This is a genomic window from Mucilaginibacter terrae (genome assembly GCF_042679325.1).
Taxonomy (GTDB): Bacteria; Bacteroidota; Bacteroidia; order Sphingobacteriales; family Sphingobacteriaceae; genus Mucilaginibacter; species Mucilaginibacter terrae.
Genome location: NZ_JBHTMJ010000018.1, coordinates 202,547 through 226,443 on the forward strand (window position 1 = coordinate 202,547; position 23,897 = coordinate 226,443).

Below are 23,897 nucleotides of genomic sequence, written 5' to 3' on the forward strand. Positions count from 1 at the left end.
CGTGCCGGGATAGCTTCGTATCTCGCAATACTGTGTTTGAATAAGCTTTCCTTTTAAAAATCTAAAGGTCCTAATCTCTTCATGTTTTTCATAATCAAATAGCGCCTGTGCCTAATGAAACGCGTAGGGTTAACCGCCGATCGCTTTAACGGACTTGGAAATATGGCAGCGATTGCGGCGGATTCGCGGCGGGTTAGGTTAGCGGCAGGTTTGTGAAAATAGTTTTGCGCGGCAGCTTCGGCACCGTAAATGCCATCACCCATTTCAATTACATTGAGGTAAACTTCCATAATACGCTGCTTGCTCCACATGGTTTCTATAAGCAATGTAAAGTAAGCTTCCAGTCCTTTACGTAACCACGAACGGCCTTGCCACAAAAAAACGTTTTTGGCCGTTTGCTGCGATATGGTACTTCCGCCTATAATTTTTTTACTTTTCTGGTTCTTTTTTATGGCACGTTCAATCGCCTTAAAATCAAATCCATTATGCTCTAAAAACGACTGGTCTTCTCCGGCTATTGCGGCTTTTTTCATGTTGATGGAAATCTCGTCAAAATCTTTCCAGTGTTTGTCTATCTTCCAGGTTTTACCATCCGATTTTCGCTCGAAACCACGACTGATCATGAGCCAGGTAACCGGTGGGTTAATAACCTTGTAAAGCAATACCCACAAAACTGAGATCGCTATAAAAGCGAACACAAATATCCTTACAAAACGCCAAATTAATTTTCCAATACCCATAGCTCCTCCTAACCCTCCCAAAAAGGGAGGGCTTTTAAAAAAAAATAAATAGAAAAACGCTGCTAAAATATAAAAGCCCTTTCCGTTAGGAAAGAGCTTTTATCAAATATTCTCCTGCTCCCTCTCTTTTGAAGAGGGTTGGGGTGAGGTATTACTCAGCTACAACTTCGAAAGGTACCTGAACTTTAACTTCTTTATGTAAGTTTAAGATAGCAGTGTACTCACCTGTAAATTTAGGCTCTTCGTTGAAAGTAATACGACGACGATCAACATCGAAGCCTTGTTTTTTCAATGCATCAGCAACTTGAATAGTGTTGATAGCACCGAAAATTTTACCGCTTTCGCCGGCTTTAGCGCCTATAGATAATTTTACACCTTCTAAACGGGCGGCAATTACATCAGCATCTTTACGGATCTTGTCTTGTTTAAACTGAGCCTGTTTTAAGTTTTCAGCCAAAACTTTACGTGCCGATTCGGTAGCTAAAATACCAAAACCTTTAGGGATTAAAAAGTTACGGCCATAGCCCGATTTTACTTTAACCACTTCGTCTTTCTCGCCGAGGTTTTTAACGTCTTGTTTTAAAATAATGTCCATTTTGTTAACCTCCTATATTATTTTAACGAGTCAGTAACGTAAGGTAACAAACCAATATGGCGGGCACGTTTAACTGCCTGGGCCACTTTACGCTGAAATTTTAACGAAGTACCTGTTAAGCGGCGTGGTAATAATTTACCCTGATCGTTAATGAACTTTAATAAAAAGTTACCGTCTTTGTAATCAATGTATTTGATACCGTTCTTTTTAAAACGGCAGTATTTTTTACGGTTATCGTCCACTTTAGGAGCGGTAACGTATTGAATTTGATCGTTTGCCATAATTAAGCTGCCTCCTCGGTTTTAGGTTTTTTGTTGAAAGCACCGCTACGTTTTTTCTCGTTGTATGCAAGTGCATGTTTGTCCAGAGAAATAGTTAAGAAACGCATCACACGCTCATCACGACGGAATTCAACTTCCAGTTTGTTAATTAATTCACCTGGAGCACGGTATTCGGTGAGGTGGTAGTATCCTGTCGATTTTTTTTGGATAGGATACGCTAATTTTCTCAAACCCCAACTGTCCTCTTGAACAATTTCGGCTCCGTTATCTGTTAAAAGCTTGCTGAATTTGGCAATTACCTCTTTAGCAACCTCATCAGATAACAACGGGGTTAGAATGATTACGGTTTCGTACTGTTGCATTTTATACTTTTTGTTAATTTGTATTGCCCGTGCAAACGGGGACGCAAATGTAGGAAATCTCTTGCAAAATTGCAATACCTGGTTAAGATAAATAGTTGAGGGCGTGAATAGTTACTGATTATCGGCGAATACTTCTTCCAAGCTCAGTGTAAAACCGGGCAAAACGGGTGTGGTAACCTCATTGCCAAGTGTTAAAAGTCGGGAAGCCTGGTAAGCACCATTAACTAAGCTATACTTTAAAAATGTTTTTTCGGATGGATGAATGATCCAGTATTCGAGCACGCCGGCTTCCTCGTAGACTTCGTATTTGTTTTGTAGTTCTTTCTTGTTATTGCCTGGCGACAGTATTTCAACTACTATATCAGGTGTGCCCAAGCATCCTCGTTCAGTAATTTTGGATGTGTCACAAATTACACATAGATCGGGCTGCAATACAGTTATAATATGTTCCTCATTTATTGTACGTGATAATAGCACATCAAATGGGGCTGCACAAACTACGCAAGGCTTACCAGTTAGAAAGTTATATAATTTAACATTCACATATTGCGATATGCGTTGATGGGTATAACCCGGTGCCGGGCTCATTTTGAAGATCTTACCTTTAATTAATTCCAGCCGCTCATCAAACTGCCATTTCAGGTAGTCGGCATAGGTGTAGCTTTTGGTTAAATCAAGATCTGAAAACTGCATAGTTGTAAATGCTTTAACCAAAAGTATGTTTTTTATGTGATAATTTAATTTAGTAAATTTGTTCAAACATTAACTCATGTACAGGCAGATAGTTTTTCCAGATCAGCAACACCACACCTTTGAATTACCTAAAGAATTTTATGGTAAAAAAGTAGAGGTTGTGATTGTTGAATTAACCGAAAAGGCAGTTGATGAACAGATAGTATTGGCTCGAAATAAAACTTATTTAGACGATATTGAATCTATCCCTGATTTCCCTTCTATAGAAATTATTCGTAAAGAAGCTTGGCCAAATAAATGATCATTTTAGATACCTGTATCCTGATCGAATTACAAAAAGGCAATCAAGACATTAAGCAGCAAATTTATGAGTACAATCAACAGGATTTATATATAACTCCTGTTGTAGTTGCTGAATTTTATCGTGGAGCTAAGGATAAAAGTGATTTAATAAAGTGCAAAAAGTTAAAAGCATTTTTTAGTGTTTTGTCATTGGATGAGCGTGTTATACATGTTTTTGATTATTTGTCTGAAAGTTATGCTTTAAGTCATCGGCCTTCAGTTCCAGATATGTTGATTGCAGCTACCGCAGTTCGTTAAGATTTTATCTTATATACATTGAATACTAAAGACTTTAGATTTATAGAGAATTTGAGGTTGCTATAAACCTTCTTTTAACATTCAGCTTCCCGCCTTTTAACTTTATCCTTTTATTCTTACCTTGGTGCTGTGGATAATTTTATAGTTTCGGCTCGTAAATATCGCCCGGTTACTTTCGAAAGCGTGGTAGGTCAGCAACATGTGACTAACACGTTGAAGAACTCGATTAAGAACAGTCAACTGGCGCAGGCATTTTTATTTTGCGGGCCGCGTGGAGTAGGTAAAACAACTTGTGCCCGTATATTGGCCAAAACTATTAACTGTACTAATTTGCAGTTCAGTGGCGAGGCTTGCGGCGAGTGTGATTCGTGCAGGGCATTTCAAAACGGAAATTCTTTTAACGTACATGAGCTGGATGCGGCATCAAACAACTCGGTTGATGATATTCGCAGCCTGATAGAGCAGGTGCGCATACCGCCACAGGCCGGCCGTTATAAGGTGTATATTATTGATGAGGTGCACATGCTCTCACAGGCGGCATTCAATGCGTTTTTAAAAACGCTCGAAGAACCGCCTAACTATGCCATTTTTATATTGGCCACTACCGAAAAGCATAAGATACTGCCAACCATACTTTCGCGTTGCCAGATCTACGATTTTAACCGCATTAGAGTAGAGGATATGGCTAATCACCTGGCTTCCATTGCGCAAAAGGAGAGCATATTTTACGAACCCGACGGCTTGCACATCATCGCTCAAAAAGCCGATGGCGGTTTAAGGGATGCGCTGTCGATGTTCGACCAGATCGTGAGTTTTTCGGGCGGACAAGTGACTTACCGTTCGGTGATTGATAACCTGAACATTTTAGATTACGATTATTACTTTAACGTAACCGATAGTTTGCTGGGAGAGGATACTGCCAAAACCATGTTGTTGTTCGATGAGATTTTATCGCACGGGTTTGATGGGAGTCATTTCATAACCGGCTTATCGGGTCACCTGCGTAATTTGCTGGTAGCCAAAGATGCGGCTACGCTGAAGCTGCTGGAAGTAAGCGACGGAATCCGTAATAAATACCTGCAACAATCGCAGCAGGCCAGTACATCGTTCCTGTTATCGGCCATGAACATTGCCAACCAGTGCGATCTGAATTACCGGTTGAGTAAAAATCAGCGTTTGCAAGTAGAACTGGCCTTGCTGAAAATATGCCATCTTTCTGCTGTGTTTACCGCCGCAAGTGCATCTACCACACCAGCTTCACCAATTGGTGAGGCCTTAAAAAAAAACTCTGATCCAGGCGTAACGGCTGTTGCCGATGCACCTAAGCTTGTAGCTTCTGCACCTGTTACGCTCACTGTTGAAGTGCCGGTTAACTCGCCCGTTCAAAAGCAGCCCGAACAGGTATTGAACGAGCCGAAGGCGTTATATCCGGCTTCTACACAGTCGCTAATGGCTACACCCTCCTTAATTAAGGTAGAAGTACCAGCAGAAGTTAAACATGTTACTGACGCATTGCCTTCCGCATCGCCACAGCCGGTAGCCGCTAAGGTACTCGAGCCTATTATGCATGATACCGTTAATCATAAACCGGCTTCTTTATTAAGTACAATATCGCTAAGCCCATCTTTAAAAGGTGGTGGCGCAGGCACTTTAACCGTGGAAGAAGAGGAAAACCCGTATTTATATGGAACCGATAAGGAAACTTTTACAACCAATGAGTTTTTAAAATGCTGGAATGATTATGCGGCTAAAATTAAAGCTGAAGGGAAAGCTACTTTGGTCACTATCCTTACCGCTAATGCACCGGTAATGACAAATCCTGTTAATTATGAGATTATTGTAAGTAATCGTACGCAGGAAACTGTTTTCAGGGATGAGAAGCCCGGTTTAATGAATTACCTCCGTACCATACTTCGTAACTTTGATATTGAAGTAAACACCCGTATTGATGAACAAACGGTGGTAAGAAAGCCTTACACTTCGTTAGAGAAGTTTCAACACATGGCTTCCAAAAACCCGCAGTTGATAGAACTAAAAAAGCGGTTTAACCTGGAATTTGATTAACCCCTCCCAGCCCTCCCAAAAGGGGAGGGCTTTGCATAAAAAGGGTATTGCTTCTCCCTCTACTTTGGAGAGGGCCGTGGTGAGGTTATTTTAAATATTCATCATCCTCTGCCTCTCCGGCAATGTCCGAATCATCTTTTGGATAACCTTCTTCGTCAAGGTCGTCGCGGTCATCTTCGGGAGTATGCGAGAGAGCCTCATCAACCGGGTCGAGCTCTACAATTTTACCATCGTCAATGTGCATACCCAAACCTTCTACATCGGTTTCCAGTGAACGGTCTTTATCGTACTCACCTAAAGTATCGTAAGGGTTAGCCTCATCGTAGCTGGAATTAGCATCGCTACCATTTGGTGCAGCGGTTTCAAACAATGCAGGTGGATCATAGTCCGGGTCGTTACTAGCAACTTCAATTTCGTAGCTATTGGTATCTGGGTCGTATTTTAAATCGTGGGCAGCGCTTTCTTCGTTCAAATCGTCTTTCAGTTTTTTGTCTCTATCCATGTTCTCGTCGTTAAAACCGGGATAAAATGTATCGTCGTTTTTCATAGGTTTAAAACTTTAGTATAAATATAACAGAAAATATCAGGCCAAAGTTTTAAGGAAACGAATATAAATGGCGCCTTTCCAAAACCCTCTCTCATAGTAGTATAAGGTTTCTATATTAAATAAAAGTGAAAGAAATTTAAGATCCTATATAATACCTATCATTATCCCATAAGGAATGGGTAGTGCTGGATGAAAAAATTGATCGATTAGTGAATATGGTTAAAAGCGTTTGATAACAAGGCAAGCAAGTATGATCGTAATCTTAAAGCACAAGATCTCCCGGTATAAAATCAAATAACCTACCTGAATAAATTAACTACTTAAACATCAGAATGCTATAGCCCCGGCTATTAATAAGAGTGGCAGACATTGCATGCTTGATATGAATTATAATTATTTACCCCTAACCATACCTACTTCCTCAACGCTGTTACCTATGTATTTTTGAAGCTTATGCGAAATTGCTGGAATTTGGCAAGGCTATTGCTAATAGCACCGCATCAAGCATAAATTAATGGATACCGTACAAGAGCAATACGCCCAAACCGAGGAGGAAAAACACACCGCAAGCGCACAAGTACATGTTTTGGATGAACATTTTCGGATGCCCGAGTTGCAAACAGAGCGGCGTATTTGGTTATACCTACCGGCCGATTATAAAGCATTGGACAAGCATTACCCGGTAATTTATATGCACGATGGTCAAAATCTGTTCGATCAGTACACGGCCAGTCATCAGGAATGGGGGGTTGACGAAATAATGGACGAGCGTTTTTATCATAAATCCTGCATTATTGTGGCTGTGGATCATGGTGAGGAAAGCCGGATAAATGAATATTACCCTTTTAATTCGGAAGAAAATGGCGAGGGTAGGGGGGATGCTTATACCAGTTTTTTAGTGAACACTTTAAAGCCCTTTATTGATAATAACTACCGTACTCTGCCCAGTGCACAGCATACAGCTATAGCGGGCAGTTCTATGGGCGGGCTAATAACCACTTATGCTGCGCTTAAGTACCCCGAAGTGTTTGGTAATGCTGGCGTGTTTTCGCCTGCGTTTTGGATAGCTAAAGATATTTATAGTTTTGCAGAGAATTTAAACACGCTACAAAATTCGCGCTATTATTTTGTTTGCGGAGATGCTGAAAGTGATGATATGGTGGGCGATATGCAGGGAATGGCTGCTATTGTGCAAAGTAAAGTAGTTGATAAAAAGCAGGTAGCAATTCAAGTTATTCCGGGTGCCGGGCACAACGAGCAGCAATGGCATGATGATTTTTCAAAGTTTTACGTATGGCTACAAGAAGCTTTCAACAGCTGAGGTTATTGAGCGGGATAAGTGCCCGAAGGCTTATCGTTACTAAAATTACCGCTGTAAAGCAATTTTCCGTTTATATCATAACATTTGCCATAACCTATCCTGTCACCGCTTATAAAGTCGCCTATATATTTAACTGTTTTAGGGGTGTAAATAAGTTCTTGATCGTTGCCGGCAACAAGCGTTCCGCTGCCATGTTTTTTACCATTTTTAAACTGCCCGGTGTACTGCCCCCCATTGGGTGTACGCCAAGTACCAGAGCCGTGCATATTGCCATTAAAGAGATCGCCGGTGTAAATGTTTCCGTTTGAAAAATAGTAAGTGCCTTTTCCCTGCATACTGTCGTTAACAAATTCGCCTTCGTACTTGGCGCCACTTGGCCAACGGTAAAACCCCCGGCCATTAATATGACCGTTTTTAAACTGCCCGGTGTAAGTATCGCCTTTTTTAATATAAGTAATAGTACCAATGCCATGAGGTTTATTATCAAGCAGTTGCCCCTCATAGTCATATTCAACGCCTTCATTATCTTTTGCACCTTTTAGCACACCGGTTTTAACACCCGATGTATTGGTTAGGGGAGCAGCAGCGGCTGTGCCGGCAATGGGCTTATCGTTTACAGCAGTTTCGCTTTTAATAGGTTTAAAAGCACCAACTGTATTACAAACCCACGCATAGTTGCTTGGAGAAATTCCTTTGCTTCGTTTAAGTGCTTCCTTAGTGGCAATGGCATCAGCTTCTTCACGTGTAGCAGCAAGCCCCCAGCCATAGGCAGTTCCAACATTACCCGAAATGGTGCGGTACGCAGCACAGGCTTTACCTTCCCAGCTAAGCACTACGCTGCAATTGCCGCCTTTTGCAGTACATTCTTTAATAGCCCGGTTTTCTGCCCCCGTAAGTGATGCATAATCATTGGCCCAACCGTAATAAAAGCCGTTATCGCGGTCGATAGCTAACGCGCCATATACGTTTTGAGCATAATTACGAGAGCATACCGTTAGCAGTAAAGCAAGTATGTAAAAATTTCTCATACCGGATATTACAGTTTAAAACAGATCCGAATCTATCATTTTAGCGCCTTTAAGCGTAGCCATGTGCTTAACAGCTTTAATATACTTTTCTTTTATGGCAGAATCGCTTATATAAAGACCTATAATGGTAGGTTTGTTATCGTAGTTAAAGTTGTAAATTATTTTTACATAATTATTTTCGTTCTTTACTTCTTTAATTGAACTCCAGTTTCCTTCTGTCCAGGCACCTTTGTCATTTTCTAAGCGCATGGTCTCATTGGTAAGTAACAATTTTACTGTGCTGTAACTGCTTACCGTACTCGAATAGCTCGAGCCCAAAGTAATCTCGGTTTTTTTGATGTTTAGCCACTCTAATGTTTCGGTTTCACTTTGAGCATAAGTCAAAGTTGCCGTAACAAGCAAAACAAATAATAGTAGGTGTTTTCTCATTGTAATTTTAATTTGATAGTATATTATCAAATATATACAACACTGCTTATTTATAAAATATATACATTAAACTGATTATAACTTATATTATTAGTTATAATTTTAATTATTTATGTAAATAATAATACCATTAAAAGTTAAATGAGCCGGGATTAATCTGTTAGAAATAATGGGTATTTAAATTAGTTCCAAAGTCTTTGGGTCTTTTGCGTTATTGTAAAATTTATTTAATACCTGTTGAAACACTGGGTTAGTATCAGCAACCATTGCAAATAAGGTCATGCATGATTGTAATTTCATATCATCGGGGCTGCCAAAGATCTCATTTGCATCGTTACTTTGCAGTTGAAGCAAGGCAGTGCTTATTTCCTTTAACCTACTCCCTAAAACCGGGTGATTTAAGTAGGCTTCGGCCTCCTCCATGTTATGAATGGCATAAAGACGGGCAAATTCGCTATTACCTAAACCTTGTATTTGCGGAAACACATACCACATCCAGTGTGTGCGTTTTTTACCGTTCTTAATTTCGGCCAAAGCATCGGCATAGTTATTTGCTTGCGCTTGGGTAAACCTTTGTAAAGTATATTGCATAGCTTTGTTTTGTTAGTACATGGTTACTTTTTTAGTGTTAATAACCCTCATAATAATTTAAGGCTTGTGATATTATAATAGCTCAGCATAATTTGACTGATGTACGCAACCGTATTTGGCTCTTAAACAAAATAGCCCTCAATATAATTAACCGCATTAATTACACCATCCTCTCTATTAAGTTTTTCTCTCATTGTAGCGGCTTGAAGGGTTAAAACAGAAGTACTGGTTTCGGCGATAGCTTTAACTAAACCTTGCGCGTTAAGTTTACGCCAGGGCAAGTGCATCCCTGCTTTTTTACGCGCAATAATTTTGCCCCATATAGGCTGATCTACAAACAAGGACACTACAATAGGTGGAATGCCTGCCTGCAATACTGCCGTAAGTGTGCCAATGCCACCATGAATAATTGCTGTTTTACACTGCGGAAATAACCATTGATGATTGACGGATGATACTACAAACAAATTTTTATGATGCGGCAAATTTGGTATGTGCGACCAGCCCACGCAAAATAAAATGCGGTGGTTGGTGTGCGTAAGCAGGTGTTGTATAATTTGACTTAACCTGTCGGGGTCGGGTATGGGAATGCTGCCAAATCCTATATAAACGGGCTTTTCGCCGGCTTGCAACCAGTTGACCAAATCTTGGGGGATAGTATCTGTTGCGTTACTTTTACGGGTGCTTTTGTTCAGAGTTAAAAAGCCGGTGACCGGGTAATGGCTCTCCCAATCTGTCGGGCGCTTAATTAATTCCTCGCTAAAGGCGTGCAGTATGGGTATTTTTTGGTCGGTTAAGTTTTTAAATATGGTTTGCTCAAAGGGGGGTAACCTCAGCAGTTGCCTAAATTCTATCAGGTCGGGCTTTGCCATGCGCCAAACCACACGCTGCATTATGCGGTAAGTTAGTTTGTTATACCACTGATAATTAATAAAATCGAACCCGGGCAGGGCAAATGCACTGGTAGGTATAGCGGGCGGATTGAGTTGAACAATAAGCAGTTTTTTGTGGAGATGTTCGGCAGCAATACTTACCTGCATGCAGCCTACATTGTTGGCGATGACGGCATCTACCGCTTTGCATCCGTTGATGATGGAGCTAAATAGCTCATACCGTATATTGTGCTGTATTTTAATAAAAAAGCGTACAAAAGCCAGGTCGCTGCCCGATTTGATCACCTCCAGGCATTCGGGCGAGTAAACTATTTCTTCGGTATTACCATGCAGCGCATGAAAGGCTATACCGTAATCCTCTACAAAATATTTAAAGTTTTGAGGTGCGGCTAAGGTAACCTGATGACCACGGTTTATGAGTCCCAATGCCAGTGCAATATATGGCTGCACATCGCCCCTTGAGCCGTAAGTAAATAGTCCGAAATGCATCCCCTTTTAATTTGAACGAAATGTAAGCAAATAGTGCGAACACCTTACCGTGTTGCCACAATAAATAATCGTGGAAAAGGCAGTAGTACAGTTCCATTGGCATAGGCAGGGTATGCTTTGCTGATCTCGTGCTGGTATTGGTCTGAAAACAGGCTGCGTTCCTCCTCGTTTAACGGTGCTAAAAATGGCTGTAGTCCGGTACCTTTAAACCATTCCACCACCGCGCCTGAGCCGCCGGTAAGCGTGTGATAATAAGTAGTTCGCCAGATGTTAACACTGGCTACCTTACCGCGCAGGTGTTCATAATACCAATCGGCACTTTCGCGTACCAACCGTTTTGATGAGTTAGCCAACTTGTTGCTCCATGTTCCATTAGCCGCTACTTCCCGCATCAGGCGGTGCGCGGGTTCGTTAAAATTATCGGGCATTTGTACAGCTAAGGTGCCGCCCGGTGCCAGTTTAGCAATTAGTGCCGGGAATAAAGAAGCATGATCGGGCACCCATTGCAATGATGCGTTAGCCAAAATTACATCGAAAGCGCCAGGGTTTGGCCAGGTTGCAATGTCGGCAACTTCAAAGACTACGGCAGGTATCCGTTTACGTGCCGCTTCAATCATATTAGCCGAACTGTCCATCCCAATAATATGGGCACCCGGATATTTTTGAACTAATAGTTCGGTTGAGTTGCCCGGTCCGCAACCTATATCGGCAGCAGTTTTTACATTGCTGTTAGGTATTTGCGCCAGCAGATCATGTATAGGCCGGTTACGCTCGTTCTCAAACTTTGAATATTGTACGGATGACCATCTCATGGAGATTTAGTGGTTAGGTTAATTTAACCGATGGATGGTGTAGGTTATTTATATAATTAAAATCAAACAGTTTAATATATTACAATATGAGTGGACTAAACTCTTCTACCTCTTGCCCGGGCAACAACGGTTTCTATATCAGGCGGGCCGAAGTCAAGGTTGAAGACGTTCGGTAGAAAAGGATTTCCCTGCGGCTCAATTTTGATCAGTAATTCTTGATCCGTACCAATCTTCTGTGGTGCCATAAAGGTCATCAACGTAAGTTCTTGGTTTAGTGTTATTGGCACGTAAGTGTCATTAAAATCAACAACGATCTGCATCATTGGGTAAAGATAGCTAATCGATAACACCATGTTTGCTGAAAATATTTATTAGTTATAAATATCATTAGCCTGAAAATATGGGAGAAATAAGATAAAAAATCAAATCCAGTGCAGTTGCAAAGGCATTGATAGTGACTTCCGATTTGGTGATTCACTTGCTGAAAAGCACTAATTATTTAAATTGTTTCGATCTTTTGATTTCTCTTTTTTATGATTCCGGTATCGTTAATAGCAAGCATAATCAATTGAGGCTTTCTCATAAGTACGAGACAGCCTCTTTTTTCTTTAATTTATTCGGATAGGTGGCTGAGATAGTTTTTGTACAGACGATTCTCAGAGTCTCCATTTTACTTATGAGACAGCCTCCTCAACAGAAAGGTGAACTCTTTGCATATTAACAGTTTATGAATTGGTATGTGGTATGCTTATATTCATCGGCATGACGGCTGTTAAATGTTTTACAAGCATTTAACAGCGGCAGCACGTGCAAGTTGTAACTGCTACTCACCACTTCAACTAAAAACTAATTCTCCCCATCACTACTGCCAAACAGATAAGTTTCCGTATTCCCAACCGGCATATTCATCATATCGCCGCGGTTGAGCTGCCACCAAAAACGCAGGCGTGGCTTTTCGGTATTGCCCGTTTCGTTCATAGAGTCCGAATCGAACAGACGGCCGTTCACCATCACGTACTTAATGTTATCGCTATTGCGGATATCGTCTAAAGGGTTTTGGTTGAGTACTACTAAATCGGCCAGTTTACCTACTTCCAGCGAACCAATTTCCTTATCCATACCTAAATATGCCGCGCCGTTTATGGTAGCGCAACGCAGGGCCTGCAATGGCGTAAAGCCGCCCTGGTTCAGCATCCATATTTCCCAGTGGGCACCTAAGCCCTGCAACTGACCATGAGCGCCTAAATTTACCTTAGTGCCGCCATCGGCAATTTGTTTGGTGGCTTTGGCCGCATCAATATGGCCATAATCACCATACTCCGAAGTGGTGCGTCTGCGCGACCGCGCATCAATATTGGCTGGTGGCGTAAAGGTTAGCAGGTGTTCGTTCTTCCAAACCTCACTGCGGTCGTACCAATAGTTTTCGCCAAACTGGCCGCCGTAGGTTACAATGAGGGTAGGCGTGTAACCGGTTTTGCTGGCATTCCAAAAGCTTTTTACGTCTTTGTAAACCGGCCAAACGGGGATGTTATGCTCAATGCCTGTGTGCCCATCGGCAATCATGTTCATATTGCTGAAAAAGGTAGAACCACCTTCGGGTACCACTTCCATATTTAACTCGCGTGCAGCCTCAATAATTTGCTGGCGCTGTTCGCGACGGGGTTGATTATAGCTTTTTACTGAGAATGCCCCCACTGCTTTCAACCTGCGCAAATGCGAACGGGCATCGTCCAGGCTATTGATCACCACTTTAAAATCGCCATCGGCACCGTATAATATGTTACCTGTTGAATACACCCTCGGACCAACCATGCGGCCGCTTTTCAGCATTTCGCTTTGACTAAACACCATTTCGGCATTGCTTGATGGATCGTGGGAAGTGGTTACGCCGTAAGCTAAATTAGCAAAGTAATGCCAGTCTTGCTGCGGCGATATCCCATCGGGACTAACACCTAAATGCCCGTGTACATCCACAATGCCCGGGATGATGGTTTTACCGGTCACATCGTAAACCTTGGCATCGGCGGGGGGCTGCACATTTTTTCCCATCGCCATAATCACGTTACGGTCTATCACAATGGTGCCTTTTTCAATAACCTCATCACCCTTCATAGAGATGATGCGCGCATTGGTGAAAGCAATTTTCCCGGTAGGAATATCTGACTTTAATTTCAAGCCAATATCAATTCCGGCGGTATCGGCAGCAGGTGCTTTCTCACCATTGCCTTCTATAAAAGGAAAAGCGGTGCGAATATCACGCGTATAGTACTTAGGGCCTAAGGTCCACATGAGTTTCTGACTGTCTTTGCTCCAATGCAGGTACGTGCCGGCGTCGCGGGTAAGGCGGTTAAGCGGCAGGGCTTTATTGGTGGCCGATAGCTCGAGCGCGTTGCCCACCTGGGTCATGGGTGTTATATAGCAATTGAAAAGTTCGGTAAAAGCCATCCACTTACCATCGGGGCTTGGCGCAAACTGGGTGGCATAGGTAGAGGTATATAATGTTTTAGGTGCTACGCCGTTCAGCGTCAAATCAATTACCTTGAAAGCCTTTTTGCCGTCTTCGCTGCTTTGGTAATATAGCTTACTGTCATCAGCCGAAAACTGCGGACGGATGCCGTTATTAATAATGAGCTGCGGCGATGCAAAGCCGGTAGCTACAATGGTATAAATGCCCGGATTTTTGCCGAATGCGAAACCCAGCACATCGTTACCCTCGCCTTTGCGGTAAACTATTTTATCGCCTTTGTTGCTAAACACCGGCGAGTAATAAAATCCTCTTTCGTTGGTGAGGCGGGTAACCCTGCGGGTAGTAAGGTCTATCACATTAACTGCGCCTTTTAATTCATCGTTCCAACTGGTGTAAGCTAATTGCTTTCCATCAGGACTGAAAGCCGGCTCGTATTCAAACTCGGTTGTAGTAGTGATGCGTTCGGGTTTGCCCGATGGCAGGTCTTTAATGTAAATATATCCGGCCGTATTAAAGGCAACCCGCTTACCATCGGGCGAGGTGGTTAGCTGGCGGATCATTTTAGCCGTAAACTCTTCCTGGTAAACCTTTTGCGGAAAGTGCAGCGCCTCGGTGATGGTTTGCTGTGAGGTAACTTCAAATGGAACGTTCATCGCGTTCAGGGTCGAAATATCCAGGTTCCAGATCTTGCCTTTTGCGTAAAATATGATGTGCTGATTATCGGGCAGCCAATTATAGTTGGGATAGGTGCCAAATACGGCCCAGGTTTCCTGCTGATCGTGCGACAAATCGTTATAAACAGGCCATTCTTCGCCCGTTAATACATTATGGATGTACAATACGGTTTTTAAGCGCGACCGTTTTACAAAAGCCATCAGCTTACCATCGGGCGATAACTGCGGACGGCATGCTCCGCCGCTTCCACCAGTCACGGTTTCAATTTCACCGGTCACGCGGTTTAAGCGTTTAATGGCATAAATACCCTGGTTAGGATCTTTATTATATTGAAAGTTTGGGCCGGGGGTAACGTCTTCGCTCCAGTAAATATATTTGCCCTTGGGCGATACCACAGGTTCGCCGGCGTCTTGCTGATCGTTTTTGCGTTTCGTAAGCTGGATGCCTTCGCCACCGTTTTTATGATACATCCATAATTCACCTGCGCCTAACGAACGGGTGTTGGTAAAGTGCTTGCGGGCTACCAGGTATTGTCCGTCGGGTGTCCAGCAGGCATTGTTAAGCAGCCGGAAGGTCTCTTTGGTCACCACACGTTTACTGCCACCATCGGCATTCATGATCCAAATATTATCGCCGCCATCGCGGTCGCTGGTGTAGGATATACTTTTACCATCGGGGCTATAGCGCGGCTGAACATCCCAGGCCTTGCCGCCGGTTAGCAATACCGCTTTACCCCCTGCTACCGGTATCGTATAAATATCGCCCAGCATATCAAAAACCACATTTTTACCATCCGGGCTCACATCCAGGTTCATCCAGGTGCCTTCGTCGGTAATAATGCTGACCTTTTTGGTGGGGCCTATGGTGTTTTCCACGTTCCACTTTTGAGCGGCAGCGTTAAGGGTAACTGATAACAGAATTATGGAGAGGTAGTAGTATTTCATGGTGTCGGCTAATGGAGGCGAAATTAAGAAATTATGGGCAAAAGGGGAGGTTGTAAATGTATGCATTAGGGATGGAGGTGATGAGATTGTTGTGCTTCGTTAATACGTGTGTAGGCCGGAGGCCGAATAATAGTTGCCACTTGGCTGGAGCCAAGCGGCGGCGGGTAATATTAAATTAAGCAATGTTTTTAATCCGTTGAGGCCGATATTTATCGGCATGACGGAACTAATTATGAGGTATAAGAATGCGAAGGGTTTGAGAGGGGCTTTTTTTCATTACATTTAACCACCCATCATCATCATGAACAACTTTTACAAAAATTATGGCGGTATTATTTGGCTGCTTACCGGCATTTTATGCGGAAGCATAGCAGGTTTGGTGTTCGACAAAAAAATAGAGATATTAAAACCCATAGGTGATATTTTTTTGAACCTGCTGTTTACCGCCGTTATACCGTTGGTTTTCTTTGCCATAGCATCGGCTATTGCAGGTTTGCAGCCGGGTAAAAAGCTGAGCCGTATTATGGGTGTGATGTGCTTAATATTTTTGGGGACGGTGATTGTGGCGGCTTGTATTACCATAGTTGCCGTATGGATGTTTCCTATTCATGAGCAGTTAACCGGCGCCAAATTAACCGAAGATTTGAACCCGCAGCCCATTGGTAATCAAATTACGCAGCTATTTACTACGGGTGAATTTTACGAACTGCTCTCACGCAAGAGCATGCTGGCTATGATTATTTTTTCGGTGATCATTGGTTTTGCGGCACTGCGCAGCGGAGATAAAGGTGCCGCTTTCACTGGCTTTCTGCATTCGGGTAATGAAGTATTTAAGCAGGTGTTCATTATTATTATGAAGTTAGGGCCTGTAGGCTTGGGTGCTTACTTTGCCTACCAGGTGGGTGTGTTCGGGCCGCAATTGTTTGGGGCTTATGCACGCTCGCTGGGGTTGTACTATGCTACGGGTGCTGTTTATTTTGTGGTGATGTTCAGCGTGTATGCCTTTATTGCGGGAGGAATAAAAGGGGTGAAAAAGTACTGGCGCAATAACATTATCCCTTCGGCTACGGCGGTGGGCACCTGCAGTAGTGTTGCCACTATACCGGCTAATATGGACGCCGCTAAAAAAATAGGTATTCCTGATGTTATCGCTAATGTGACCATCCCCCTGGGCGGCACGCTGCATAAAGATGGATCCAGTATCTCGTCCATTGTTAAAATGGCGGTAGTGTTTGCCCTGTTCGGCAAAAGCTTTAACAGTGCCGATGTAATTATACTGGCCCTGGCCATGACGGTTTTGGTCAGCATTGTAGAAGGTGGCATCCCCAATGGTGGTTACGTAGGCGAACTGCTGTTCATTGCAGCCTACGGTTTCCCACCCGAAGCCCTGCCTCCGGCCATGATTATCGGTACACTGGTCGACCCGCTGGCTACCCTGCTTAACTCCACCGGCGATACGGTTGCCGCCATGATGATCACCCGTTTTACCGAGGGTAAAGGGTGGATGGAAAGAGAGGTGCAGGATTTGCACAGCGTAGAGATGCCGGTAACAGAAGCTTAGAGAAAAAAATTTTTGGCTGGTATATGTTTTATATCTGTGGATGTTTTGGCAATATAGGATGACTTCTGAGTATTAATATGGGTTTATATAGCATTAAATTGAGCGGGCGGGTAAGTTTTAGCGGTTGTTCTGCAAATATTAACTGCATCTAACATCTGTTAACCAATTATTAATAATAACACTGTATATTAGTAGTATATTGTTAGCAGCTGTAAAATGCCACCTTATCCTCACAAATCTCTATACCTGTTTTTTAGCTTCCTCACCGCAGCTATCGTACTTTCATCATGCAGGTTCTTCGAGCGCGAACCCGATCATGAAGCTTATTTTAAAAAGGCCATTACTCACGCTTACAGTATGCCCAATCCGGCGATATATTCAAAAGCCATACCTTATATCGACTCGGTATATAACCGCGTACCCCATGTAAGCACGGCCGATCTGGTACAGAAATATTATTTCAAAAGTGTTTTTTACCTGTATTATTTAAGTGATTGTGATAAGGCCATGTTTTATGCCGATAGCATGCTTACGGTGATAAAGCCTTATTATAACGATGAGAAGTATAACCTAAGCTACGCTAATGCTTACCTGTGTAAAGGAAATATACTTTACAAGCAAAAATATTATTCATCGGCATACCAGTGGTATTATTTGGGTAAAACTATACTTCACCAGCAAGATAGTTGCGCCTACAATAAATACATGAGCGAACTTAACGGAAACCTTGCGCTGGTAGCATACGGGCAGGGAAAATATAAACAAGCCATACGCCTCTTTCACGAACGAATGAACAAGGTCACTTGTGAAAATGGCTATGAGGCCTTGCGCCGTAAACAAGGCACGCTTGATGATATTGGCTTATGCTACCGTAACCTAAACCGGCCCGATGAAGCCATCCGGTATTTTGATAAGGCCATAAGTTTGATTTTGTCGCAACAGCATTTATACCCCAATCAAAAGGACGTTTTGCAAATGGCTTTGGGACTTATATATGGTAACGAAGGTGATGCCTACCTGCAAAAAAAAAGATATGCATTGGCCGAAGCACGGTATAAGGCCAGTATTGGCATTAACGGCAAAAAGAACTTTTATGTAGGTGATGCCCGCATGACCCAGCTTAAACTGGCACAGTTATATGTGCAAACCGCCCGTTTTAATGAAGCCAGGTTATTGTTAGATAGTGTTAAACCGGCTCTCGATACTAATTACCGGCCCGAAATGTTGAAATGGCTGCAAACCAATGCGGCCTACTACAGTGCGGCTCCTGATGGCGATGCTAAACTGGCATACAATTTTCTGAATAGTTATGTAAACCTCAAAGATTCTGTAGAGGTTGATATGCGGGTTTTAGCCGCGGCTAACTTCAATGATGATTTTGATTTGTTACAGCAGCAATACAATTTAAAACAAGAAGTAAAGAGTAACCGGTTTAACAACATCCTCCTGTTTGCTACTTTTGTTTTAATAGTGTTGCTTACCGCTTTAACAGGTTCTATTCTTATAAGGAAAGGACTGCTTAACCCGTTCACCTTGCCCGTAGTAAAGGAGGATGAGCAACAAGTAGAAAGCTTAAACTACCAGGAAGAATTGTAATCTTCGGGATGTTTAAACATTGGCATAATTTACCATGAACACATTTTGTATAATGCTTTTGAATAAACAAAATTGTGTTTACCTTTACACCCACACAACAAACTCAATATGAAAGCATTACTCTTTATAGCCGCGGCCATGTTAACCGCCACATTTACTTACGCCCAGCAAGACGCCATTAAGCCGGCTGCCCCAGGTGTAACTTACGGCAAAACGGTAACTAAAGATAAAGCCATTACCTTAGCCAGTTTAAATAAAGAACTAAGCAAGGATACCGTGTACAATGGTAAAATTACCGGTGAAGTAGTGGAAGTGTGTAAAAAGAAAGGCTGTTTTATGAAACTGAAACAAGCCAACGGCGAAGACGTAATGGTGCGTTTTACAGATTACGCCTTTTTTATGCCGCAAAACCTGGTAGGTAAAAAGGTAGTGGTAGAAGGTAAAGCCAAAGTAACCGAAACCACCGTAGAGCGCTTACGCCACTATGCCAAAGATGCCGGTAAAAGTAAGGAAGAAATTTCTAAGATCAATAAACCTAAAAAAGACGTAACCATTATGGCCGATGGGGTGCTGGTAACGGAGTAACGGAAAAGAGACAAGAAGTAAGAGACAAGAAACAAGACATTTCTGGTTATATCAATTGAAAATGCCCTATGATAGCAGGGCATTTTTAGTTTCTTGGCTCTTGTATCTTAATTCTTGTCTCTAAAAACTACTCATTCACCCCATACAAATAAGGCTGCATTTTGCCACATGAGCAGTTGGTGATATCCTGTACATTAAATTTGGTGAGGAAGTGCTGGTAAAATTTCAAGCGGTCTTTCATGCTGTAATTGCTTTCGCCTTTGTTGCATTCTACTTCGCCGTTAATAATATTAATGGTCATGCCAAAACCCGGGGCGCGCCCTTTGGCGGTATCACTGGCCTTAGGTTGCCAAACGCCCACCATTACATCATGTGCCGATGGTTTGTGGGTTTGCGGCATCATCCAAAAATAAATAGCCGTTTTAAATGCCAGCACCGGGTCGGTCTCCACCAGGTCGGGGTTGTTCAGCAAAATCTTATCATCGCCTAAAATACAATCGCCAGCATAGCCGTAATTGCCGTTATAACTCAATTGTACTGGTCCGCGGCCATAATATTTTTTGCCGGGTACGGGTGGGTATTCGTCATTTTCGGCAATATATGTCAAGGACGTATTCTTTTCGTGAACGTACATCAGTCCATCGGTAAAGGTATCGTCTACACCGCCACGGGTTTCATGGGCTATGTTGGCAAAAAAGGCGGCTAACTCTTTCTTATTGGTCGTTGTGTCTTTTTCGCTGCAAAATTTACTAAAATCAACTATAAAGCTGCTATCGGGTTTTTCTTTGGCCCATTCCTCGTTCCAATCTACATCCTGGCGCACTACGTTAGCTTTGCCGGTAGTTTTAACTGTGCGTATAATTTGGTACACCGATACCGCTCTGCGCGTTACCTTAACTTTTATGTTACCTAATTCTTTTATTGCCTTAATAAAGGAAGAATAAGTGTAAAATGTATTACGCTGCGGAAAAAGTGTGTTAAATTGTTTTTCGGTGATCATATTTGCTACAGCAGCTACAGGTTTAGCCTTAACCTGGGCAGTATTAACGGCTTTTGAGCTATTGGTGTTGCCGCAACTAAAGCTGAATAGCAACAGGGTACTGGCTGTACAGGCAAGTATTTTGGCGTATAATGCGGACTTATTATTAAAAGGGTTGGGCATAAAAGCGTATGTTAAGTAGAATAATAATATAACGGTAAACATCAAAAATTATTCACATTGCATCAAATCAATATTTAAATTATTTACTTGCAGTTATATGAAAATATATACTAAAACCGGCGACAAAGGTTTCACCTCGCTAATTGGCGGCAGCCGGGTGGCTAAGTACCATATCCGTATAGAAAGTTATGGTACGGTAGATGAACTGAACGCTTACCTGGGGCTCATTGCCGATCAGGATATTTTACCGCATCACCAACAAATTTTAAAACAAATTCAGGAAAGGCTGTTTACCATAGGAGCATCACTGGCTGCCGACCCAGATAAACCAGACATAATAAAACCTGATTTAACTACGGCAGATATAGATTTGCTGGAGCAAGAAATGGATATGATGGACAAGCAATTGCCCCCTTTAAAGCATTTTATTTTGCCGGGTGGAAATAATGCCATATCTTATTGCCATGTTGCGCGCTGCGTATGCCGCAGGACCGAACGCATAACCGTGCAATTGGCAGAAGAGAGCAGTGTAGACGAAAATGTTATAGTATATTTAAACAGATTGAGCGATTACCTTTTTATGCTGGCACGCCAGATAGGGCATGAGCAGGGTGTAAAAGAAAATAAATGGATAACCCGAAATTAATGATTTAAAAAAAATTTGATAAAGCATTTAAAATTATTATATTTTTGCGAAAATTGATAAATTAACCCCAATAATAAAAATTATAAAATATGTACTGGACTCTTGAATTGGCTTCACATCTGGAAGATGCACCATGGCCTGCTACAAAAGATGAACTGATAGATTACGCCATTCGTTCGGGCGCGCCTGTTGAGGTTATTGAAAACCTGCAAGCACTGGAAGATGACGGCGAACCGTATGAAAATATAGAGGAAATATGGCCTGATTATCCTACAAAGGATGATTTCTTTTTTAATGAAGACGAATATTAAAACCTATAAAAACCTGCCCCGGCAGGTTTTTTTATTTTATAACAACATTTTGGAATAGTTTTGGTTACGTATGTAGAAAATACATTTATCAAACTAAAAAACATTAAAAAACAACGTTATGAGAGGCTTATTGTATCTAATCGCAGTGGTATTAGTCATATTATGGGTAGTAGGATTTCTATTCAATGGACTTGGAACATTTGGTAGTGGTGGCATTATCCACGTTTTGCTGGTGATCGCTATTATCGCAATCATATTAGGTGTAATACGCAGGGCATAATTTCAATTAAATATTCAACTTAAACAACATATCATGGGAAATTTATTGTATTTAATCGCTGTTATCCTGATCATTTTATGGGCGGTAGGATTTTTATTCCACGGCTTAGGTACCTTTGGCGATGGTGGTTTAATCCACGTATTATTAGTAATCGCTATTATTGTAATATTGCTTAAAGTTATCCGTAGGGCATAATTTACAGCACTAAATAACTCAAGCCTCTCTGTTTAATTACAGGGAGGCTTTTTTGTTGATCAGTAATTCGGCAATGGCAATATCTTCAGGAAAGGTAATCTTAAAGTTTTGATAACTGCCTTCTACAATATGAATTTGATGTCCGGCTTGTTCGGCTACGCTGGCATCGTCGGTAAAGTCATTGCGGTAGGGGTGTAGGTATGCTTCTTTCAGCAAACCGGCTTTAAAGGTTTGAGGGGTTTGTACCAGGTAAATTTCATCGCGCAGCAGGCTTTGGCTGCGTTCGTATTTAACCTGCCTTATGGAGTCACGGCTTTTTACGGCTACCACAACGGCGCCTTGCTGCTCGGCTTGACGATAAGCTTCCTCAATAATATCCGTGCTAATTAATGGCCTTACCGCATCATGTACGGCTATCAGCGCATCATCGGGTACCAGCTCTAAAGCATTTTTAACCGATTGATAACGACTGTCGCCACCACTCACTAATTGATAGGGTAGCTGAAACTGATGATCGGCACAAAGGTGCATCCAATAGCTATGATAATCTTCGTGCAATACCAGTATGAGGTTCGGCTGTGGGTGGCAGCTGTAAAAAGCGTTGAGGGTATGCATTAAAACCGGTAAACCGTTCAGCAACAAAAATTGTTTAGGCACAGCCGACTGCATACGCGTACCCGACCCACCGGCTACTATAATAGCATAGTGTGAAGATTTGAGATTAGAGATTGGAGAAGTGAGAGGGGCTTCGGTCATGTTTATACGATTGCTCAAATATACAATGTGGGCACCTGAATATCATAACGCAAAAAGGCGACCTTATGAAGGTCACCTTTTTGCGTTATGCATTATACTTCTTTTAATGTGATTCTGAACTTTTCAATGAGCCAAGTCTTCGACAGGCTCAGACTGACACGCTGTAATTTATCTCAAATTTAACCTTAGATGATCAGCATGGCATCGCCGTAGCTGTAAAAGCGATATTTCTCTTTTACGGCTACTTCGTAAGCATTCATAATATGATCGTAGCCTCCAAATGCGCTCACCATCATCAACAGGGTCGATTCGGGGGTGTGGAAGTTGGTAATCATAGAGTTGGCTATGCTGAACTCGTACGGTGGGAAAATGAATTTACTGGTCCAGTCGTTAACCGATTTGAGCGTTTTATTAGCCGATACGGCCGATTCGATAGCGCGCATGGAAGTTGTACCTACCGCGCAAATACGGTTTTTACGCTCAATAGCCTGGTTTACAATATCAGCCTGTTTAGGTTCGATGATAATTTGCTCCGAATCCATTTTGTGCTTGGTCAAATCTTCTACCTCAACCGGGCGAAACGTACCTAAACCTACATGAAGCGTTACTTCGGCAAACTCAACACCTTTTAATTCCAGGCGTTTCATTAATTCACGACTAAAGTGTAAACCTGCGGTAGGTGCGGCTACAGCACCTTCGTTTTTAGCGAAAATGGTTTGATAGCGCTCTTTATCTTCGGCTGTTGCTTTACGTTTAATGTATTTAGGCAGTGGTGTTTCCCCTAAAATTTCCACGTTGCGGCGAAACTCCTCATCGGTACCGTCAAACAAAAAGCGGATAGTACGGCCGCGCGATGTAGTGTTATCTACCACTTCGGCAACCAGCAGGTCGTCGTCACCAAAATATAATTTGTTACCCACACGAATCTTACGTGCCGGGTCAACCAGTACATCCCAAAGGCGGAGTTCTTTATTTAATTCACGCAGCAAAAAAACTTCAATAGTAGCACCGGTTTTTTCTTTGTTACCGTACATACGGGCCGGAAATACCTTGGTATTATTCAGGATCATTACATCCTTATCATCAAAATAACTCAATACATCCTTAAATATCTTATGCTCAATTTTACCGGAATCGCGGTGTAATACCATCAAACGCGACTCGTCGCGAACATCGGACGGGTTGTGAGCAATTAACGAATCGGGTAGATTGAATTTAAATTGAGATAATTTCATATCTTTTTAAAATATATTTTTAGGGCGCAAATGTACGCA

The 23,897-nt window shown here is 42.2% G+C and carries 27 protein-coding genes; 11 read left to right on the top strand and 16 right to left on the bottom strand.

Annotation, left to right across the window (positions count from 1 at the left end; genetic code table 11):
• Positions 1 to 53 precede the first annotated feature (53 nt).
• The 5 genes from mtgA to ACFQ3S_RS18490 all read right to left on the bottom strand — a co-directional run bounded on the left by mtgA (position 54) and on the right by ACFQ3S_RS18490 (position 2,671).
• Complete coding sequence (mtgA, locus tag ACFQ3S_RS18470) at positions 54 to 740, bottom strand: monofunctional biosynthetic peptidoglycan transglycosylase (protein WP_377167446.1); 687 nt, start codon at positions 738 to 740, stop codon at positions 54 to 56.
• 151 nt (positions 741 to 891) lie between these two features.
• Positions 892 to 1,335, bottom strand: a complete 444-nt coding sequence (gene rplI, locus ACFQ3S_RS18475) for a 50S ribosomal protein L9 (RefSeq protein ID WP_377167248.1) — start codon at positions 1,333 to 1,335, stop codon at positions 892 to 894.
• 17 nt (positions 1,336 to 1,352) lie between these two features.
• Entirely contained in the window at positions 1,353 to 1,616 is a 264-nt protein-coding gene (gene rpsR, locus ACFQ3S_RS18480; RefSeq protein WP_377167250.1) for a 30S ribosomal protein S18, read from the bottom strand.
• A 2-nt stretch (positions 1,617 to 1,618) separates the two neighbouring features.
• A complete protein-coding gene (gene rpsF / locus ACFQ3S_RS18485; RefSeq protein ID WP_377167252.1) occupies positions 1,619 to 1,978 on the bottom strand; it encodes a 30S ribosomal protein S6 in 360 nt (119 codons plus the stop codon).
• 111 nt (positions 1,979 to 2,089) lie between these two features.
• The gene (locus ACFQ3S_RS18490) at positions 2,090 to 2,671 is read right to left on the bottom strand and encodes a Uma2 family endonuclease (RefSeq protein WP_377167254.1); all 582 of its coding nucleotides are present in this window, start codon (positions 2,669 to 2,671) and stop codon (positions 2,090 to 2,092) included.
• A gap of 76 nt (positions 2,672 to 2,747) precedes the next feature.
• Here ACFQ3S_RS18490 and ACFQ3S_RS18495 point away from each other — a divergent pair, with 76 nt between their 5' ends.
• The 3 genes from ACFQ3S_RS18495 to ACFQ3S_RS18505 all read left to right on the top strand — a co-directional run bounded on the left by ACFQ3S_RS18495 (position 2,748) and on the right by ACFQ3S_RS18505 (position 5,335).
• Positions 2,748 to 2,972 carry a hypothetical protein gene (locus tag ACFQ3S_RS18495; RefSeq protein WP_377167256.1) on the top strand — a complete coding sequence of 75 codons (225 nt, stop codon included), beginning with the start codon at positions 2,748 to 2,750 and terminating at the stop codon, positions 2,970 to 2,972.
• Complete coding sequence (locus ACFQ3S_RS18500) at positions 2,969 to 3,271, top strand: PIN domain-containing protein (protein WP_377167258.1); 303 nt, start codon at positions 2,969 to 2,971, stop codon at positions 3,269 to 3,271. The genes ACFQ3S_RS18495 and ACFQ3S_RS18500 overlap by 4 nt, the downstream gene beginning before the upstream one ends.
• 129 nt (positions 3,272 to 3,400) lie before the next feature.
• Positions 3,401 to 5,335, top strand: coding sequence for a DNA polymerase III subunit gamma/tau (locus tag ACFQ3S_RS18505; RefSeq protein ID WP_377167260.1), 1,935 nt, complete (start codon positions 3,401 to 3,403; stop codon positions 5,333 to 5,335).
• Positions 5,336 to 5,420: 85 nt separating this feature from the next.
• Here ACFQ3S_RS18505 and ACFQ3S_RS18510 read toward each other — a convergent pair whose 3' ends face one another.
• The gene (locus tag ACFQ3S_RS18510) at positions 5,421 to 5,882 is read right to left on the bottom strand and encodes a hypothetical protein (RefSeq protein WP_377167262.1); all 462 of its coding nucleotides are present in this window, start codon (positions 5,880 to 5,882) and stop codon (positions 5,421 to 5,423) included.
• Between the two features lie 514 nt (positions 5,883 to 6,396).
• Between ACFQ3S_RS18510 and ACFQ3S_RS18515 the strand changes: the two genes are divergently transcribed.
• Complete coding sequence (locus ACFQ3S_RS18515; protein WP_377167264.1) at positions 6,397 to 7,203, top strand: alpha/beta hydrolase; 807 nt, start codon at positions 6,397 to 6,399, stop codon at positions 7,201 to 7,203.
• 2 nt (positions 7,204 to 7,205) lie between these two features.
• On the opposite strand, the gene ACFQ3S_RS18520 is transcribed toward ACFQ3S_RS18515, so the two are convergent.
• From ACFQ3S_RS18520 to ACFQ3S_RS18550, 7 genes are all read right to left on the bottom strand, one after another.
• A complete protein-coding gene (locus ACFQ3S_RS18520; RefSeq protein WP_377167266.1) occupies positions 7,206 to 8,231 on the bottom strand; it encodes a DUF4189 domain-containing protein in 1,026 nt (341 codons plus the stop codon).
• A 15-nt stretch (positions 8,232 to 8,246) separates the two neighbouring features.
• Positions 8,247 to 8,660 carry a hypothetical protein gene (locus ACFQ3S_RS18525; protein WP_377167268.1) on the bottom strand — a complete coding sequence of 138 codons (414 nt, stop codon included), beginning with the start codon at positions 8,658 to 8,660 and terminating at the stop codon, positions 8,247 to 8,249.
• Between the two features lie 177 nt (positions 8,661 to 8,837).
• Positions 8,838 to 9,251 (bottom strand): DUF1810 domain-containing protein, encoded by a 414-nt coding sequence (locus ACFQ3S_RS18530; protein ID WP_377167270.1) that lies wholly within the window; start codon positions 9,249 to 9,251, stop codon positions 8,838 to 8,840.
• 122 nt (positions 9,252 to 9,373) lie between these two features.
• Positions 9,374 to 10,633, bottom strand: a complete 1,260-nt coding sequence (locus tag ACFQ3S_RS18535) for a glycosyltransferase (RefSeq protein WP_377167272.1) — start codon at positions 10,631 to 10,633, stop codon at positions 9,374 to 9,376.
• Between the two features lie 44 nt (positions 10,634 to 10,677).
• Complete coding sequence (tam, locus tag ACFQ3S_RS18540; protein WP_377167274.1) at positions 10,678 to 11,445, bottom strand: trans-aconitate 2-methyltransferase; 768 nt, start codon at positions 11,443 to 11,445, stop codon at positions 10,678 to 10,680.
• Between the two features lie 95 nt (positions 11,446 to 11,540).
• Entirely contained in the window at positions 11,541 to 11,768 is a 228-nt protein-coding gene (locus tag ACFQ3S_RS18545; protein ID WP_377167276.1) for a hypothetical protein, read from the bottom strand.
• 523 nt (positions 11,769 to 12,291) lie between these two features.
• The gene (locus ACFQ3S_RS18550) at positions 12,292 to 15,597 is read right to left on the bottom strand and encodes an amidohydrolase family protein (RefSeq protein ID WP_377167278.1); all 3,306 of its coding nucleotides are present in this window, start codon (positions 15,595 to 15,597) and stop codon (positions 12,292 to 12,294) included.
• Between the two features lie 235 nt (positions 15,598 to 15,832).
• Here ACFQ3S_RS18550 and ACFQ3S_RS18555 point away from each other — a divergent pair, with 235 nt between their 5' ends.
• The 3 genes from ACFQ3S_RS18555 (at position 15,833) to ACFQ3S_RS18565 (ending at position 19,273) form a co-directional block, all read left to right on the top strand.
• Positions 15,833 to 17,092 (top strand): dicarboxylate/amino acid:cation symporter, encoded by a 1,260-nt coding sequence (locus ACFQ3S_RS18555; RefSeq protein WP_377167280.1) that lies wholly within the window; start codon positions 15,833 to 15,835, stop codon positions 17,090 to 17,092.
• Between the two features lie 216 nt (positions 17,093 to 17,308).
• Positions 17,309 to 18,688, top strand: coding sequence for a tetratricopeptide repeat protein (locus ACFQ3S_RS18560; protein ID WP_377167282.1), 1,380 nt, complete (start codon positions 17,309 to 17,311; stop codon positions 18,686 to 18,688).
• A 108-nt stretch (positions 18,689 to 18,796) separates the two neighbouring features.
• Positions 18,797 to 19,273 (top strand): DUF4920 domain-containing protein, encoded by a 477-nt coding sequence (locus ACFQ3S_RS18565; RefSeq protein WP_377167284.1) that lies wholly within the window; start codon positions 18,797 to 18,799, stop codon positions 19,271 to 19,273.
• Between the two features lie 127 nt (positions 19,274 to 19,400).
• Here ACFQ3S_RS18565 and ACFQ3S_RS18570 read toward each other — a convergent pair whose 3' ends face one another.
• Positions 19,401 to 20,435 carry a chitinase gene (locus ACFQ3S_RS18570; RefSeq protein ID WP_377167286.1) on the bottom strand — a complete coding sequence of 345 codons (1,035 nt, stop codon included), beginning with the start codon at positions 20,433 to 20,435 and terminating at the stop codon, positions 19,401 to 19,403.
• A 97-nt stretch (positions 20,436 to 20,532) separates the two neighbouring features.
• On the opposite strand from ACFQ3S_RS18570, the gene ACFQ3S_RS18575 reads away from it, so the two are divergent.
• The 4 genes from ACFQ3S_RS18575 (at position 20,533) to ACFQ3S_RS18590 (ending at position 21,867) form a co-directional block, all read left to right on the top strand.
• Positions 20,533 to 21,081, top strand: coding sequence for a cob(I)yrinic acid a,c-diamide adenosyltransferase (locus ACFQ3S_RS18575; protein WP_377167288.1), 549 nt, complete (start codon positions 20,533 to 20,535; stop codon positions 21,079 to 21,081).
• Positions 21,082 to 21,170: 89 nt separating this feature from the next.
• Positions 21,171 to 21,392 (top strand): DUF2795 domain-containing protein, encoded by a 222-nt coding sequence (locus tag ACFQ3S_RS18580; protein WP_002996718.1) that lies wholly within the window; start codon positions 21,171 to 21,173, stop codon positions 21,390 to 21,392.
• Positions 21,393 to 21,510: 118 nt separating this feature from the next.
• Positions 21,511 to 21,672, top strand: coding sequence for a lmo0937 family membrane protein (locus ACFQ3S_RS18585; protein ID WP_377167290.1), 162 nt, complete (start codon positions 21,511 to 21,513; stop codon positions 21,670 to 21,672).
• A 33-nt stretch (positions 21,673 to 21,705) separates the two neighbouring features.
• The gene (locus tag ACFQ3S_RS18590; RefSeq protein WP_377167292.1) at positions 21,706 to 21,867 is read left to right on the top strand and encodes a lmo0937 family membrane protein; all 162 of its coding nucleotides are present in this window, start codon (positions 21,706 to 21,708) and stop codon (positions 21,865 to 21,867) included.
• Between the two features lie 36 nt (positions 21,868 to 21,903).
• Here ACFQ3S_RS18590 and ACFQ3S_RS18595 read toward each other — a convergent pair whose 3' ends face one another.
• Together ACFQ3S_RS18595 and queA are read right to left on the bottom strand one after the other, a co-directional pair.
• Positions 21,904 to 22,623 (bottom strand): 2-C-methyl-D-erythritol 4-phosphate cytidylyltransferase, encoded by a 720-nt coding sequence (locus tag ACFQ3S_RS18595; RefSeq protein ID WP_377167294.1) that lies wholly within the window; start codon positions 22,621 to 22,623, stop codon positions 21,904 to 21,906.
• A gap of 185 nt (positions 22,624 to 22,808) precedes the next feature.
• On the bottom strand, positions 22,809 to 23,858 hold the full coding sequence (gene queA, locus ACFQ3S_RS18600) for a tRNA preQ1(34) S-adenosylmethionine ribosyltransferase-isomerase QueA (protein ID WP_377167296.1): 1,050 nt from the start codon (positions 23,856 to 23,858) through the stop codon (positions 22,809 to 22,811).
• Positions 23,859 to 23,897 lie beyond the last annotated feature (39 nt).

What these genes read in the sequence shown, in the direction of transcription:
- ACFQ3S_RS18595 (WP_377167294.1), bottom strand. Translation starts at nt 22,623, where the DNA reads ATGACCGAAGCCCCTCTCACTTCTCCAATCTCTAATCTCAAATCTTCA.
- rpsR (WP_377167250.1), bottom strand. Translation starts at nt 1,616, where the DNA reads ATGGCAAACGATCAAATTCAATACGTTACCGCTCCTAAAGTGGACGAT.
- ACFQ3S_RS18495 (WP_377167256.1), top strand. Translation starts at nt 2,748, where the DNA reads ATGTACAGGCAGATAGTTTTTCCAGATCAGCAACACCACACCTTTGAA.
- ACFQ3S_RS18570 (WP_377167286.1), bottom strand. Translation starts at nt 20,435, where the DNA reads ATGCCCAACCCTTTTAATAATAAGTCCGCATTATACGCCAAAATACTT.
- ACFQ3S_RS18520 (WP_377167266.1), bottom strand. Translation starts at nt 8,231, where the DNA reads ATGAGAAATTTTTACATACTTGCTTTACTGCTAACGGTATGCTCTCGT.
- ACFQ3S_RS18530 (WP_377167270.1), bottom strand. Translation starts at nt 9,251, where the DNA reads ATGCAATATACTTTACAAAGGTTTACCCAAGCGCAAGCAAATAACTAT.
- rplI (WP_377167248.1), bottom strand. Translation starts at nt 1,335, where the DNA reads ATGGACATTATTTTAAAACAAGACGTTAAAAACCTCGGCGAGAAAGAC.
- ACFQ3S_RS18550 (WP_377167278.1), bottom strand. Translation starts at nt 15,597, where the DNA reads ATGCATACATTTACAACCTCCCCTTTTGCCCATAATTTCTTAATTTCG.
- ACFQ3S_RS18565 (WP_377167284.1), top strand. Translation starts at nt 18,797, where the DNA reads ATGAAAGCATTACTCTTTATAGCCGCGGCCATGTTAACCGCCACATTT.
- tam (WP_377167274.1), bottom strand. Translation starts at nt 11,445, where the DNA reads ATGAGATGGTCATCCGTACAATATTCAAAGTTTGAGAACGAGCGTAAC.
- queA (WP_377167296.1), bottom strand. Translation starts at nt 23,858, where the DNA reads ATGAAATTATCTCAATTTAAATTCAATCTACCCGATTCGTTAATTGCT.
- ACFQ3S_RS18500 (WP_377167258.1), top strand. Translation starts at nt 2,969, where the DNA reads ATGATCATTTTAGATACCTGTATCCTGATCGAATTACAAAAAGGCAAT.
- ACFQ3S_RS18590 (WP_377167292.1), top strand. Translation starts at nt 21,706, where the DNA reads ATGGGAAATTTATTGTATTTAATCGCTGTTATCCTGATCATTTTATGG.
- ACFQ3S_RS18585 (WP_377167290.1), top strand. Translation starts at nt 21,511, where the DNA reads ATGAGAGGCTTATTGTATCTAATCGCAGTGGTATTAGTCATATTATGG.
- ACFQ3S_RS18545 (WP_377167276.1), bottom strand. Translation starts at nt 11,768, where the DNA reads ATGATGCAGATCGTTGTTGATTTTAATGACACTTACGTGCCAATAACA.
- ACFQ3S_RS18560 (WP_377167282.1), top strand. Translation starts at nt 17,309, where the DNA reads ATGCCACCTTATCCTCACAAATCTCTATACCTGTTTTTTAGCTTCCTC.
- ACFQ3S_RS18580 (WP_002996718.1), top strand. Translation starts at nt 21,171, where the DNA reads ATGTACTGGACTCTTGAATTGGCTTCACATCTGGAAGATGCACCATGG.
- mtgA (WP_377167446.1), bottom strand. Translation starts at nt 740, where the DNA reads ATGGGTATTGGAAAATTAATTTGGCGTTTTGTAAGGATATTTGTGTTC.
- ACFQ3S_RS18525 (WP_377167268.1), bottom strand. Translation starts at nt 8,660, where the DNA reads ATGAGAAAACACCTACTATTATTTGTTTTGCTTGTTACGGCAACTTTG.
- rpsF (WP_377167252.1), bottom strand. Translation starts at nt 1,978, where the DNA reads ATGCAACAGTACGAAACCGTAATCATTCTAACCCCGTTGTTATCTGAT.
- ACFQ3S_RS18555 (WP_377167280.1), top strand. Translation starts at nt 15,833, where the DNA reads ATGAACAACTTTTACAAAAATTATGGCGGTATTATTTGGCTGCTTACC.
- ACFQ3S_RS18515 (WP_377167264.1), top strand. Translation starts at nt 6,397, where the DNA reads ATGGATACCGTACAAGAGCAATACGCCCAAACCGAGGAGGAAAAACAC.
- ACFQ3S_RS18535 (WP_377167272.1), bottom strand. Translation starts at nt 10,633, where the DNA reads ATGCATTTCGGACTATTTACTTACGGCTCAAGGGGCGATGTGCAGCCA.
- ACFQ3S_RS18510 (WP_377167262.1), bottom strand. Translation starts at nt 5,882, where the DNA reads ATGAAAAACGACGATACATTTTATCCCGGTTTTAACGACGAGAACATG.
- ACFQ3S_RS18575 (WP_377167288.1), top strand. Translation starts at nt 20,533, where the DNA reads ATGAAAATATATACTAAAACCGGCGACAAAGGTTTCACCTCGCTAATT.
- ACFQ3S_RS18490 (WP_377167254.1), bottom strand. Translation starts at nt 2,671, where the DNA reads ATGCAGTTTTCAGATCTTGATTTAACCAAAAGCTACACCTATGCCGAC.